Annotated in this window: 11 protein-coding genes; 7 read left to right on the top strand and 4 right to left on the bottom strand. The window is 46.0% G+C overall.

Annotation, left to right across the window (positions count from 1 at the left end):
- The first annotated feature begins 132 nt into the window (after positions 1-132).
- The 7 genes from trpS (at position 133) to CWO13_RS20365 (ending at position 10,213) form a co-directional block, all read left to right on the top strand.
- A complete protein-coding gene (gene trpS, locus CWO13_RS20395) occupies positions 133-1,149 on the top strand; it encodes a tryptophan--tRNA ligase (RefSeq protein ID WP_016796005.1) in 1,017 nt (338 codons plus the stop codon).
- A 385-nt stretch (positions 1,150-1,534) separates the two neighbouring features.
- Positions 1,535-4,129, top strand: a complete 2,595-nt coding sequence (locus CWO13_RS20390; protein ID WP_108083439.1) for an ExeM/NucH family extracellular endonuclease — start codon at positions 1,535-1,537, stop codon at positions 4,127-4,129.
- Positions 4,130-4,329: 200 nt separating this feature from the next.
- Positions 4,330-4,908, top strand: coding sequence for an aminodeoxychorismate/anthranilate synthase component II (locus CWO13_RS20385; RefSeq protein ID WP_048605375.1), 579 nt, complete (start codon positions 4,330-4,332; stop codon positions 4,906-4,908).
- Positions 4,909-5,372: 464 nt separating this feature from the next.
- Positions 5,373-6,584 (top strand): aspartate aminotransferase family protein, encoded by a 1,212-nt coding sequence (locus tag CWO13_RS20380; protein WP_108083438.1) that lies wholly within the window; start codon positions 5,373-5,375, stop codon positions 6,582-6,584.
- A gap of 107 nt (positions 6,585-6,691) precedes the next feature.
- Positions 6,692-7,711, top strand: a complete 1,020-nt coding sequence (gene astA / locus CWO13_RS20375) for an arginine N-succinyltransferase (RefSeq protein ID WP_102433297.1) — start codon at positions 6,692-6,694, stop codon at positions 7,709-7,711.
- Positions 7,712-7,750: 39 nt separating this feature from the next.
- Entirely contained in the window at positions 7,751-9,208 is a 1,458-nt protein-coding gene (gene astD, locus CWO13_RS20370) for a succinylglutamate-semialdehyde dehydrogenase (RefSeq protein WP_048662992.1), read from the top strand.
- A 213-nt stretch (positions 9,209-9,421) separates the two neighbouring features.
- Positions 9,422-10,213: a DUF1338 domain-containing protein gene (locus CWO13_RS20365; protein ID WP_048659154.1), complete on the top strand. Its 792-nt coding sequence runs from the start codon at positions 9,422-9,424 to the stop codon at positions 10,211-10,213.
- Between the two features lie 175 nt (positions 10,214-10,388).
- Here the strand turns inward: CWO13_RS20365 and crp are convergent, their stop codons facing one another.
- From crp to CWO13_RS20345, 4 genes are all read right to left on the bottom strand, one after another.
- Entirely contained in the window at positions 10,389-11,021 is a 633-nt protein-coding gene (gene crp, locus CWO13_RS20360; RefSeq protein ID WP_004729651.1) for a cAMP-activated global transcriptional regulator CRP, read from the bottom strand.
- A 239-nt stretch (positions 11,022-11,260) separates the two neighbouring features.
- Positions 11,261-12,130: a phosphoribulokinase gene (locus tag CWO13_RS20355; RefSeq protein ID WP_010435210.1), complete on the bottom strand. Its 870-nt coding sequence runs from the start codon at positions 12,128-12,130 to the stop codon at positions 11,261-11,263.
- A 77-nt stretch (positions 12,131-12,207) separates the two neighbouring features.
- On the bottom strand, positions 12,208-12,420 hold the full coding sequence (locus tag CWO13_RS20350; protein WP_108083437.1) for a YheU family protein: 213 nt from the start codon (positions 12,418-12,420) through the stop codon (positions 12,208-12,210).
- Positions 12,421-12,527: 107 nt separating this feature from the next.
- The gene (locus CWO13_RS20345; RefSeq protein ID WP_048659215.1) at positions 12,528-13,520 is read right to left on the bottom strand and encodes a hydrolase; all 993 of its coding nucleotides are present in this window, start codon (positions 13,518-13,520) and stop codon (positions 12,528-12,530) included.
- Positions 13,521-13,693: the final 173 nt, after the last annotated feature.

The raw sequence follows: 13,693 nt of genomic DNA, 5'->3' as shown, positions 1-13,693 counted from the left end.
ACCCACTAGCAAAATACTTATCAATGAGTACACTGGATGAGCCGCGCAGAAAGAGCTGTGCGGCTTTTCTATATTTAAGTTAAGAAGCTAAGCGTTCAATAAACTTAGCGAATAAGCAAAGGAATTAAAACCATGAGCAAGCCCATCGTATTGAGTGGTGTTCAACCATCTGGTGAACTAAGTATCGGTAACTACTTGGGTGCTCTACGTCAATGGCAACAGATGCAAGATGATTACGATTGCCAATACTGTGTTGTAGACCTTCACGCAATTACGGTTCGCCAAGACCCGAAAGCACTGCATGAAGCGACTCTAGACGCACTCGCAATCTGTCTTGCTGTCGGTGTTGATCCAAAGAAGAGCACGCTATTTGTTCAGTCACACGTACCAGAGCATGCTCAACTTGGTTGGCTTCTTAACTGTTACACGCAAATGGGTGAACTGAGCCGTATGACTCAGTTTAAAGATAAGTCTGCACGTCACTCAAACGACGTAAACGTAGGCCTATACGACTACCCAGTGTTGATGGCTGCAGACATCCTGCTTTACGGTGCTCACCAAGTGCCAGTAGGTAGTGACCAGAAACAACACCTAGAGCTAGCGCGTGATATCGCAACTCGTTTCAACAACATCTACGGTCCTGAAACGCCAATCTTCCAAGTGCCAGAACCTTACATTCCAACAGTGAATGCACGTGTAATGAGCCTGCAAGATGCGACTAAGAAGATGTCTAAGTCGGATGATAACCGTAAGAACGTGATTACTCTGTTAGAAGAGCCTAAGTCGATCATCAAGAAGATCAACAAAGCGCAAACTGATGCAGAAACACCGCCACGTATTGCTCACGATTGGGAAAACAAAGCGGGTATCTCTAACCTAATGGGTCTTTACTCAGCAGCGACAGGTAAAACGTTTGAAGAGATCGAAGCGCAATACCAAGGTGTTGAGATGTACGGTCCATTCAAGAAAGATGTAGGCGCAGCATTAGTTGAGATGCTTGAGCCGATTCAAGCTGAATACCACCGTATCCGTGCTGATCGTGCTTACATGGACGCAGTAATGAAAGCGGGTGCTGAAAAAGCGTCTGAGCGTGCTGCAGTAACACTGAAAAAAGCATACGAAGCAGTAGGTTTTGTTACTCGCCCATAGGGTGAACTAACACGACTCGCTTGAAAATTTGAGCCCAAAGTAGCTTTTGTTTACTTTGGGCTTTTTAATGCCCATTCCATTTACCTTCCTCGAAAACCCCTTGTTTGAATTGATAATTTACGCAGTATCTGACTAGCATATCCATCATATTAATGCTGTGCAGATGATCTTATTCAGCACTTCTGAACTTTATAAATTCATACTCATTTCTATATATGTTGGAAATATATAACGTGCCAAACAATTGATGATTCCAAAGTGATAAGTTCCTCATTTTCTTGCCAACTGACTTATTCCTTTCATAAATAAACCTGATAGTTACCACAAAATACATGACTGCCCATAGATGGCAGTGACTATAAATCAATGAACTCAGGTGAAACGGATGGCTCTTTTACACAAACCTTCATTGCTAGCAGTGGCAATTGGTAGCTTGTTAACCACAAGCGCACACGCTGATTTGTTTATTTCACAATATGTGGAAGGCGGCAGCTACAACAAAGCGGTTGAGATCGCCAATAACGGCGATAGCAGCATTAACTTAGATGGTTACTCACTGGCGAAGTCTGCCAATGGCAACGGATCATGGGGCGCCACTTTACCTTTAGATGGCCACGTTTTAGCGCCCGGTGAGGTGCTTGTTGTTGCTCATACCAGTGCTAGTGATGAGATTAAGGCGGTCGCTGACATTCTAAATGCTTCATTGGCTAATCATAATGGTGACGACCCGCTAGCTATCTTGAATGCAGATGGTTCGGTGCATGATGTTGTTGGTTTGATGGGCGATGTGGACTGGGGCAAAGATGTTACTTTGGTTCGTGCGACACAAACACCTTCTGCGACGTTTGATGCTTCACAATGGGTATCGCTACCAAAAGACAGTATTGAAGGGCTAGGTTCACTAGACAGTGTTGAGCTGCCAGAAGCCTTTACTTGTACAGAAGATGGCTCAGACCCGGTATTTACCACCATTCAAGAGATCCAAGGCGAGGGTGCAACATCACCGTTCATCGATGGCTACCCGTACATCACCGACGATGAATACTTCGTAAAAGGTGTAGTTAGCGCAGTGACTACTGGCCTAACCAAAGGCTTCTATCTGCAAGCGATTGAGGATGACTTCAATTCAAGTACCTCTGAAGGTCTATTTATTCACACTAACCAGTCAAGCTCAGATTTAGTTGCGGGTGATGTGGTGTGTGTGAAAGGTAAGGTTCAAGAATACTACAGCCACACTCAGCTTAAAGTTGAAAACAACCAATGGCTAAAGCAGGGCGAACAGCAATCCCCTGAAGCGACGGCGATTGAAGCGCTAGACAGTGATGAGAACTTCGCTGCAACGCTTGAACGCTACGAAGGCATGTTGCTGAAAACAACCGAAGCGCTTGATATGCGAGTGACGCGTACCTTCGTTTATGACTACGCAGGTCGTCGTAACAACATGGTATTAGCCCATGAGCGTATCAACATGCAGCCGAACCAGCTTTTTGCTGCCGGTTCTGATGAAGCGAAACAACAAACAGAAGACAACGCTGATCGTCGCCTTTTCGTTGAAACGGATCAAAAAGCGGGTGACGGACAAGTTCCTTTCTACCCAGATTTTGGCCGTACCGACATCGACCAAGATGGTTCGACCGAAGACTACATCCGTATCGATGACACCATTGTCGGCCTAGAAGGTGTGTTGACTTACAGCTACGGTGAATACCGTTTAATTGCGACTAACCAGATCTCGGCTGAAAACTTCGTTCGTAACGACCCACGTACTGACAAACCAGACATGGATGAAGGTGACCTGCGTATTGCGACCTTCAATGTATTGAACTACTTCAACTCTCCATTTGGCGGTGACGCGAACCAGCACGGCAACAACCGTGGCGCGAACACCATCACTGAGTTTGAAATGCAGCAAGAGAAGATTGTGAACGCGATTCTTCGTCTAGACGCTGACATCATTGGTTTGATGGAAATTGAGAACAACGGCTTTGGTGAAGGTTCAGCGATTCAACAGCTTGTTAACCAGCTGAATGATCGCATTGAGCGTAAGAAAGACCGTTATACGTTTGTCGCTGTTGATTCAAATGAAGATGGCGTAACCGACGAGATGGACTCGATTGGTACTGACGTAATCACAACGGGTGTTATTTACCGTAAGAAGGTAGTTAAGCTAAAAGACAGCCGCGTTATCGCGATGCCAAGCCAACAAGCACCAGAGGTGTTAGACGATTCAGGTAAGGTGATTGAGGACGGTAAGAACTACCAGCGTGACTCATTAGCGCCAACTTTCAAGGTCAAAGGTACCAAAGAGAAACTGACCGTAGCGATTAACCACTTTAAATCTAAAGGCTCTAAGTGTTGGGAAGATGCAGCACCGGTTGAACAGGGTGGTCAAGGTGGTGTTGATGCCGACAAGCAAGGCTCATGTGAGAACTTCCGCGTAGCTGCGGCGGTGGCACTGGGTGAAGCGCTCGATGGTATCAAAGGTCACAAAGTGATCCTGGGTGATATGAACTCGTACGGCATGGAAGATCCAATGCTGGTGCTAACGGATTACTCTGAAGAGAAATACGGTAAGCAAATCAAAGCGGCTCGTAACACTTACATTGATGGTGTTGAACAGTTTGGTGATAACGGCGCGGTGATTACTAAGAACTACGGTTACATTAATGCTGTGGCTCAAAAGCACCCAGACAGCTGGAGCTACTCATACAATGACGAAGTGGGCGCACTGGATCACCTGTTGATCAGCGACAGCCTGAAAGACATGGTTGTGGATGCAACTGACTGGCACATTAACGGTGGCGAATCGACGTTGTTTGACTACAACGAAGAGTATAAAGGCGATCTGCCTAAGTACCAAGATCACTTCCGTTCATCGGATCATGATCCTGCGGTTCTTGAGCTCAGAGTCGGCGGTTCATTCGGCTTGGGTGCATTGATGTCATTGTTTGGTCTAGCAATGTGGCGTCGTCGCAAGTAGCTAAATCGTAAGTAGATTGGCAAGCCATACAAGCAAGCCAATTCAGGTAACTTAAGGCTATCTGTAAACAATTAAGGTCAACTTAGGTTGGCCTTAATTATTGGCGAAATGCAGTTTCCACTTGCCTTTCGCTATGGGTATTGCACAATACCGCCCCTATATCTCCCAATCCTTTAGTATTTAGCAAACGATTTCGACCCATGTTACTTATCATCGATAACTACGACTCCTTTACCTATAACTTGTATCAGTATTTCTGTGAGTTAGGGGTAACTGTAAAAGTTGTTCGCAACGATGAGATTGATATTGCGGGCATCGAAGCGCTAAATCCTAGTCATCTTGTTATCTCGCCGGGTCCTTGTACACCGGATGATGCGGGCATTTCTCTACAAGTCATCGAACACTTCGTTGGTAAACTGCCGCTCTTAGGAGTGTGTCTTGGTCATCAAGCCATTGCCCAAGTGTTTGGTGGTGAAGTGGTGAGAGCCAGACAAGTGATGCACGGTAAAACCTCTCCGATACGCCACAATGGCAAGAGTGTTTTTCAGGGATTGAACAACCCATTGACCGTGACACGTTACCACTCACTAGTGGTGAAAAATGGCACGCTACCAGATTGCTTTGAACTGACGTCTTGGACGGAGTTTGAAGATGGCAGCATGGATGAGATCATGGGTTATCAACACAAAACCTTGCCGATTGATGCGGTGCAATTTCACCCTGAATCGATTAAAACAGAGCAAGGACACCAACTTCTCGCTAACTTCCTAGCACGCTAAGTGTTTAAATTTGACCCTTTCTCCGCCTAAATAAGCCAGTTAAACCTGTCAGCCCATTCGTTAAGCGTTTAAATTCGGGCTTTACGCGTCTCTCTCCCTCTGACGCCGATCACTTTTTATAACATTTCTCTCTCGCTTCGCTAAGTTTTTAGCCTATGCAAAATTATTCGCGTTATTTCCTCTCGAACCCTATATACCGCTGTGCCAGTAAGGCTTTGCTATTACTAGTCATACGTTTAGGTAAAAAAAGCTTCATAAAACAGATTAATTGATGCATAAATAGTCATAGGTAGTGACGTTTAGCTGGTTGTGAGGGATGGCTAAAGAATAATCTACTATTGAAAAGGTTAATTAAATGTAAATATAATGCTGCAGCGGGATTATGGCGAGACAAAATATCTTTGTCTCACTTATGAACCATTACGCTTATTTGCGAAGCTTGCGGTATCGAGAAGGAATGTACGATGACAGTGGAAAATAAAGTAGAACGTAGTCTGTTTAATGAGGTGATGGTGCCTTGTTATAACCCAATGGAAATGATCCCAGTAAAAGGGGAAGGCGCACGCGTTTGGGACCAACAAGGCCGAGAGTATATCGACTTTGCTGGTGGTATCGCTGTGAGCTGTTTGGGTCACTGTCACCCGGCAATGGTTAACGCAGTTACTGAGCAAGCAAACAAGATTTGGCACCTAAGTAACGTGATGACCAACGAACCTGCACTGCGTCTAGCGAAAAAGCTAACCGACGTATGTTTTGCAGAAAAAGTATTCTTTGCCAACTCTGGCGCAGAAGCGAATGAAGCAGCATTGAAGCTAGCTCGTCGTTGGGCGGCGGATGTTCACTGTCCTGAGAAATCTGAAATCATTGCATTCAAACAAGGTTTCCACGGTCGTACTTTCTTTACCGTAACGGTTGGTGGTCAAGAAGCTTACTCTGATGGTTTCGGTCCTAAACCGGGCGATGTGACTCACCTGCCTTACAACGATATTGCAGCGCTAGAAGCGCACATCTCTGATCGTACTTGTGCAATCATGATGGAACCTCTGCAAGGCGAGGGCGGTATCATCTCTCCAACGTCTGAATTCGTGAACACGGTTCGTGAACTGTGTGATAAACACAATGCACTGCTTATCTTTGATGAAGTGCAAACGGGTAATGGTCGTACCGGTAACTTTTACGCTTACCAAGGCCTAGGTGTGACACCAGATATTCTAAGCACGGCTAAATCTCTAGGTGGTGGTTTCCCTATCGGTGCAATGCTTACGACCACTGAACTCGCGACACATCTAAAAGTTGGTACGCACGGTTCTACTTACGGTGGTAACCCACTGGCGTGTGCTGTTGCTGAGGCGGTTGTTGATGTGGTTAGCCAACCTGAAACATTAGCTGGCGTGAAAGAGCGTGAAGCTCTGTTCCGCGATGGTCTAGCTAAGATTAACGACAAGTACCAAATCTTCAGTGAAGTTCGTGGTAAAGGCCTACTACTAGGTGCTGCACTTAACGAAGAGTGGCAAGGCCGTGCACGTGACGTATTGGTAGCAGCAGGCGAACAAGGCTTGATGGTACTGGTTGCGGGTGCAAACGTGGTTCGTTTCACGCCATCACTGGTTATTACTACACAAGAAATTGAAGAAGGCTTATCAAAACTAGACAAAGCAATCGCTACGCTAGTTTAGCCTGAGCGGCGTCATAGGAATGATCGCCAATAGAGCGCTCCCATGACGTTCTGCTAAAGGCCCAAGCTTCTGGTTTTGGGCCTATTTTGCATCTGGAGGGAATATTGATGCTAGTTGTTCGCCCAATAAAATTATCTGATTACGATGCGCTGCATACCTGCGCGGTTGAATCTGGTCACGGATTCACATCTCTTCCGGTTAACGAAGAACTGTTAACTAACCGTATTACTCACTCTGAATACAGCTTTGCCAAGCAAAACGTGACTGAGCCCGGTGACGAAGGCTACCTGATGGTTGGCTTCGACACAGAAACCGGTGAAGTTGCGGGTACGACTGGCATTGAAGCCTCAATTGGCTGGGATGTCCCGTTTTATTCGTACCACATCAGCAAAGTGGTTCACTCATCGCAAAAGCTTGGCGTGAATAACGTCGTGAAGCTACTGACTTTCGGTAATAACTACACAGGATGCAGTGAGATCTGCACATTGTTCTTGCGCCCAGCTTTCCGTGGTGGATTGAATGGTCGTTTGATGTCGAAGTGTCGCTTCCTGATCATGTCTGAGCACCCAGAGCGTTTTTCGAAAACGATTTTTGCTGAGATGCGTGGTGTATCGGATGCAGAAGGTAATTCTCCTTTCTGGCAATGGCTGCAAGAGCATTTCTTCTCGATTGATTTCACGCTTGCGGATTACCTAACCGGTATAGGTAAGAAAGGTTTCATTGCTGACCTAATGCCAAAGCTACCTATCTACGTGAACCTATTGAGCAAAGAAGCTCAGGCGGTGATTGGAGAGGTTCATGACAATACGCGCCCTGCACTTAAGTTGTTGGAACGTGAAGGTTTCACTAACCGTGGCTATGTCGATATCTTTGATGCAGGCCCAACGGTTGAGTGTGATCTAAGAAACATCGAATCGGTGCGTCACTCAATTAGAGCACAGGTTCAAATTGCAGAGCATTCTAGCTCTAAAGACTTCCTAATTGGTAATACCTCGTTTGAGAACTTCCGCGCAGTAGCCGCGAAAGGTGCGTATGACCAAGCAAGCGACACAGTGATTTTATCATCTGAAGTAGCGAGCGCTCTTGAAGTAAAAGAAGGCGAATTTGTTCGCATGTTGGCTCAGTAAGAGCGGCGATTATCTGTCGAAGATTTTAAGGATAGAAGTATGACTCAGTGGATAGCAGGACAGTGGGTGGCAGGTCAAGGTGACGCCATGACATCAGTAAGCCCATACAACAATGAAGTAGTGTGGCAGGGTGATAGCGCAACACCAGCGCAGGTTGAATCTGCAGTAGCAGCAGCTCGTGAAGCCTTCTTGGTTTGGAAAAAATTGAGCTTTGCAGAGCGTGAAGCGATCGTGTTGAACTTTGCTGAGAAGGTAAAAGAGAACAGCGAAGAGATTGCACAGATTATTGCAAAAGAGACGGGTAAACCGATTTGGGAAACTCGCACTGAAGCGGGCGCGATGGCGGGCAAGATCGCTATCTCTATTCGTGCATACCACGAGCGTACTGGTGAAGCTTCGCGTGAAGCGGCAGGTAACCAAATCGTACTGCGTCATCGTCCATTAGGTGTTATGGCTGTATTTGGCCCTTACAACTTCCCAGGTCACCTACCTAACGGTCATATTGTTCCAGCTCTGCTATCGGGCAACACCGTAGTATTCAAGCCTTCAGAGCAGACACCTTGGACGGGTGAATTCGCAATGAAGCTATGGCAAGAAGCGGGTCTTCCTGCTGGCGTAATCAACCTAGTGCAAGGCGCTAAAGAGACAGGTATCGCACTGGCTGATGCTAAAGGTCTTGATGGCGTGCTATTTACGGGTAGTGCGAATACTGGTCATATCCTGCATCGTCAATTCGCGGGCCAACCGGGCAAGATGCTGGCACTAGAAATGGGCGGCAACAACCCTATGGTGATCAGCGACCAATACGGTGATGCAGACGCAACGGTATACACTATCATCCAATCGGCGTTCATCAGTGCGGGTCAGCGTTGTACATGTGCTCGTCGCTTGTATGTGCCTGTTGGCGAGAAGGGCGATCTGCTTCTAGATAAACTGGTCGCAGCTACGCAAAAGATTCGTGTCGATCAGCCATTCGCTGAACCTGCACCTTTCATGGGCCCTCAGATCTCTGAAGCTGCAGCTAAATTTATTCTAGACGCGCAAGCTAATCTGCAATCGTTAGGTGGTGTCAGCCTAGTAGAAGCAAAAGCGGGTCAAGCGGCGTTTGTTTCTCCGGGCATTATCGATGCAACCAATATTGCTGACCTGCCAGATGAAGAGTACTTCGGTCCATTGCTGCAAGTGGTTCGTTACCAATCGCTAGAGCAAGCGGTCGAGTTAGCTAACGACACACGCTTTGGTTTGTCTGCAGGCCTTGTATCAACAGACGATTCTGAATGGGAATACTTCGTTGACCATATCCGTGCGGGTATTGTTAACCGTAACCGTCAGCTAACAGGCGCAAGTGGTGATGCACCGTTTGGTGGTCCGGGTGCTTCAGGCAACCTACGTCCAAGTGCTTACTACGCAGCTGACTACTGTGCTTACCCTATGGCTTCAATGGAAGGTGGCGAAACTCAACTACCAGCATCGTTTAGCCCAGGTATTGAGCTTTAATTTAGGCTAATGAGTCTTAGGCTCATTGGTTAAGCTTGAAACAGGGAAGTGGTGTTATCGCTTCCCTTTTCCATCACGTCCGACACCTAGATTGGGCGGTAGATAATAATAGAACAAGTATGTCACAGGCTGATGGCTGCTGACTCTGTGTCTCAGCCTCTCCCTTTCTAATCCAAATTACTAGCTTGCTAGAACCTCTGACAAGGAGTCACCATGACGCCCGATCTACTCTTTAAATCACTATGGGACGATTACATTCACAGGCTGTGTCCATCGGCTGAGAAAGTGCATCACTTGCTGAAAGAAGATGAAGCGCTGATCAACGACCATATTGCACTGCGTACTTTTAATGTTGCCCCTCTCGGTATTGAAACACTAGCTAAGCCTTTCCTGGAACTGGGTTACAAGGCGTGTGGCGACTACCTGTTTGAGAGCAAGAAGCTAGTGGCTAAACACTACGAGCACCCAGACCCGAAGCAGCCAAAAGTGTTCATTAGTGAATTGAAGGTCGAAGAGTGTTCTAGTGAATTACAACAGATCGTTGCTAAGTTAGTTGAGCAGGTTGATGCAAGCAAGCTTCAAGGTCATGAGTTCTTGTTTGGTGGTCGCCAATGGGATTTGAGCTTCGCTGATTTCCAAGTACTAGCTAAAGAGAGCGAATACGCATCTTGGCTAGCGGCTCATGGATATGGTGCAAACCACTTTACGGTAAGTGTGAACCAGCTGAATAACTTTGATGAAGTGCAGGCGGTGAATGACTACCTGAGCGAGTCTGGCTTTACTATCAACGCATCTGGCGGTGAGGTTAAAGGCTCTCCAGAGGTCTTATTAGAGCAATCATCAACAATGGCAGACAAAGTCCCAGTTTCATTTGTTGAAGGCAATGAGATGATTCCTGGTGGTTTCTATGAGTTCGCTAAGCGTTATGCGATGGTCAACGGTGAGCTTTACACAGGTTTTGTGGCCGCATCGGCGGATAAGATCTTTGAGAGCACCAACGGTTAATAAAAGGTACGAGAACGGACTTATCCTAGATATGCGAGTACGCTTCGCTTCGAGGAAGTTTACAAATAGGATTCTGTGAGTTCTTCTCGTTTCTGTTCTATAGATCTTTAGAAAACAAAAAAGCCACCAAATTTGCATTTGGTGGCTTTCAAATTTTTGGCTCAGTTAATCGAGATTAACGAGTGCCGTATACCACGATAGTTTTACCGTGTGCAGAAATTAGGTTCTGCTCTTCTAGCATCTTCAAGATACGACCAACTGTCTCACGAGAACAACCAACGATCTGGCCAATCTCTTGACGAGTTATCTTGATTTGCATGCCGTCAGGGTGAGTCATTGCATCTGGCTGTTTCGCTAGGTTTAGTAGCGTTTGAGCGATACGACCTGTTACGTCAAGGAACGCTAAGTCACCAACCTTTTGGCTAGTTACTTGTAGACGGTTTGCCATTTGCGCTGAAAGGCGCATTAGGATATCTGGGTTCACTTGGATAAGTTGACGGAATTTCTTGAAAGAAATTTCAGCTACTTCACAAGGAGATTTAGCACGAACCCAAGCAGTACGCTCTTGGTCTTCTTCGAACAAGCCAAGCTCACCGATGAAGTCGCCTTGGTTTAGGTAAGAGAGAATCATTTCCTTACCTTCTTCGTCTTTGATAAGAACTGCCACAGAACCTTTAACGATGTAGTACAAGGTTTCTGCCTTTTCACCAGCATGAATCAAAGTACTTTTTGAAGGGTACTTATGAATATGACAGTGTGAAAGGAACCACTCTAATGTTGGATCGGTTTGAGGTTTACCTAGAACCATAATATCTCACTTCCTCTGCAGGGTATGCTTGCCGCTTTCCGTATTTTAGCTAAGCCTGGATTGACTTGTAGGATAAGAGCACTCGTTGAGTGCTGCAAGCTATCTTGTGTTTCGTTTAAGAATAGTATCCTTTTTCAGGTACTATTTCTTGATTTTAATCGTGACCAAGCTACGATTTTTTACGCAAAATTGTGCACATGATCACGGTATGAAAAGTAATCAACCAGAATGTCGTTTTGTTAACCTATTTTTCCGGTTTCGATAAGTTGTTGCAGGATTGGCCTCACAATGAGCTCCATAGCAAAACTCATCTTGCCGCCTGGCACCACTAGCGTGTTATGACGAGACATAAACGAGCCATCAATCATAGCCAGAAGGTAGGGGAAATCGACGTTTTTGATGCCACGCAAACGTATAACTACGAAGCTTTCGTCTAAACTTGGAATCCCTTTGGCGTTGAGTGGGTTCGATGTATCTACGGTTGGAACACGCTGAAAGTTTATGTGAGTGCGCGAAAATTGCGGGGTAATGTAGTTGAGGTAATCATCCATTGAACGAACAATGGAGTCCATTACCGCTTCGCGTGAGTGACCACGATCGCGAGTGTCACGAACGAATTTTTGAATCCACTCTAGGTTTACGATGGGCACCATGCCGATCAGCAAATCGACGTGTTGAGAAACGTTAATGTCGCCATCAACCACACCGCCGTGCAAGCCTTCGTAAAACATCACATCGGAATTTTCCGGGATCTCTTGCCATGGCGTGAAGGTGCCCGGCATTTGATTGTAAGGCACGGCTTCATCAAAGGTGTGCAGGTAGCTTCTTACTTTACCTGTACCTTCGTTACCGTATTTACGGAAGAACTCTTCTAGCGCACCAAAGTCGTTGGCTTGAGGACCAAAGTAGCTGATGTGCTTACCTTGCTCGCGCGCTTTACGGATCTCGACATCCATCTCTGGACGTGTGAAGCGATGGAAACTATCCCCTTCAACCCAAGCTGCCTTCACGTCCATCATATTGAACATTTTACGGAAGGCTTCTGAGGTAGTGGTGGTGCCGGCTCCAGATGAACCCGTCACCGCAATAATTGGATGTTTAGCGGACATGACAACCCTTGTCTTTTGAGTAACTTACTTGTTAGCAATCGTTTACCACTATAACACGGCTCCTTTATGAGCGCAGCTTAGAAGCGTTTTGTGACTTGAATATCAACGGTTTCATGGAGTTCAGAAAACACGATGCTGATTTCTCCTGAAGCTAATTGATGTTTCACTTGGTCAATCTTGTTTTGCAGTGAAACCTCTACGTCGCCGTAGTCTGTGCCTTCACGCAGCACGAACTCTTTGATGAGGTTTTCCAGTGTATCTGGCGCAATGTCTTGCCATGGGATGATCATAAATACTTCTCTCTTTTATGTTCATGGATATGTTCATAGATATGTTTATTGATGTAGAAATATGTGTGCTTAGTAATGTTTTGCTTCTATTTACTAAGGCTCGGTCATTATGCCGAATCTTGGATACTTTCATAGTAGGCAGGCAAGGCTTCTTCTAACCAAAATCTTGGCTTGAGTGTGCTGCCAGTAATAAACCCAACATGTCCGCCTTTTTGGAACAGTCGATAATCGATGTTATCGGGTAGAACGAACTTTGGGATCACATCATCGGTCATGAAAGGGTCGTCTTTGGCATGAATGATCTGCGTCGGCAGTTTAATCTTGTTGAGCTTAGGCAGCGCAGAACATTGCGCATAATAATCTTGGGCATTTTTGAAGCCGTGCAGCGGTGCAGTGATTCGTTCATCAAACTCATACAGTTTGGTGATGTTCTTGATGGCTTCAGCTGTGATGCCAAGTTTTTCCTGTAGCAGGTTAACTTTTTTTAACGCATTCGATTTTAGAGAGTTGAGCAGGTACTTCTTATAAAGCTTGGAGAAACCGCGCTCAATACGACTCGAGCAACACGCTAAGTCAAATGGAGCAGATACGATTGTCGCCGCCGACAGCAATGGGTCGTCTGCGTACTCAGCTAAATAGTTCGCCAGCATGTTCCCACCTAAAGATATGCCAACCGCAACCTTCGGGTTATTCGGAAACTGGGCGTGTAGGTGTCTTAGGAAAAAGCGCGCATCTTCGACCTCACCTGAATGGTAAGCACGAGCTAGGCGATTGGGTTTTCCGCTGCAGCCTCTGAAGTGCATCATTACCGATAACCAACCATCTTTAGCAAATGCATTCATCAATCCGTTGGCGTAAGGGCTCTCAAAGCTACCTTCTAAACCATGGAATAGAACGAATATCGGCTTGTTACTTCGATCATCATTGCTTGGGTTGTCACAGTCTGGTGATTCGCTCCAAGCAAGATCAAGAAAGTCACCATCGGGAGTTTCTAAGGTTTGCCAGTGAGGATGAAACAGCGCCTGTTTTCTAATAAACCGTGGCACTAAGGTTTGTAAGTGCGGATTAGAGAGACCAGCGGCTGCGGTAAATATTGTCATAAAAACGATCCATGCTTCTTTGATGGGCTTTGATAACGTGTTGAGCTTGCAGTGAAACGCCCACGTTTTTATTTGAGCTTGGTTGATTCTCGGCATAAGCGCAAGGCTTTCACTTATACGAGACACAAAAACAGGCTATGGGTAACCAGTTGAATAATATCAATGTTAGGTGC

Source organism: Vibrio sp. ZF 223 (genome assembly GCF_003050585.1).
GTDB classification, from domain to species: Bacteria; Pseudomonadota; Gammaproteobacteria; order Enterobacterales; family Vibrionaceae; genus Vibrio; species Vibrio crassostreae.
This window is presented reverse-complemented; position numbering and strand designations above follow the sequence as displayed.

Bases quoted from the DNA above. Each gene is read 5' to 3' on its own strand.
- CWO13_RS20345 (WP_048659215.1), bottom strand. From the start codon at position 13,520: ATGACAATATTTACCGCAGCCGCTGGTCTCTCTAATCCGCACTTACAA.
- CWO13_RS20385 (WP_048605375.1), top strand. From the start codon at position 4,330: ATGTTACTTATCATCGATAACTACGACTCCTTTACCTATAACTTGTAT.
- trpS (WP_016796005.1), top strand. From the start codon at position 133: ATGAGCAAGCCCATCGTATTGAGTGGTGTTCAACCATCTGGTGAACTA.
- CWO13_RS20380 (WP_108083438.1), top strand. From the start codon at position 5,373: ATGACAGTGGAAAATAAAGTAGAACGTAGTCTGTTTAATGAGGTGATG.
- CWO13_RS20365 (WP_048659154.1), top strand. From the start codon at position 9,422: ATGACGCCCGATCTACTCTTTAAATCACTATGGGACGATTACATTCAC.
- astA (WP_102433297.1), top strand. From the start codon at position 6,692: ATGCTAGTTGTTCGCCCAATAAAATTATCTGATTACGATGCGCTGCAT.
- CWO13_RS20355 (WP_010435210.1), bottom strand. From the start codon at position 12,130: ATGTCCGCTAAACATCCAATTATTGCGGTGACGGGTTCATCTGGAGCC.
- crp (WP_004729651.1), bottom strand. From the start codon at position 11,021: ATGGTTCTAGGTAAACCTCAAACCGATCCAACATTAGAGTGGTTCCTT.
- CWO13_RS20390 (WP_108083439.1), top strand. From the start codon at position 1,535: ATGGCTCTTTTACACAAACCTTCATTGCTAGCAGTGGCAATTGGTAGC.
- CWO13_RS20350 (WP_108083437.1), bottom strand. From the start codon at position 12,420: ATGATCATCCCATGGCAAGACATTGCGCCAGATACACTGGAAAACCTC.
- astD (WP_048662992.1), top strand. From the start codon at position 7,751: ATGACTCAGTGGATAGCAGGACAGTGGGTGGCAGGTCAAGGTGACGCC.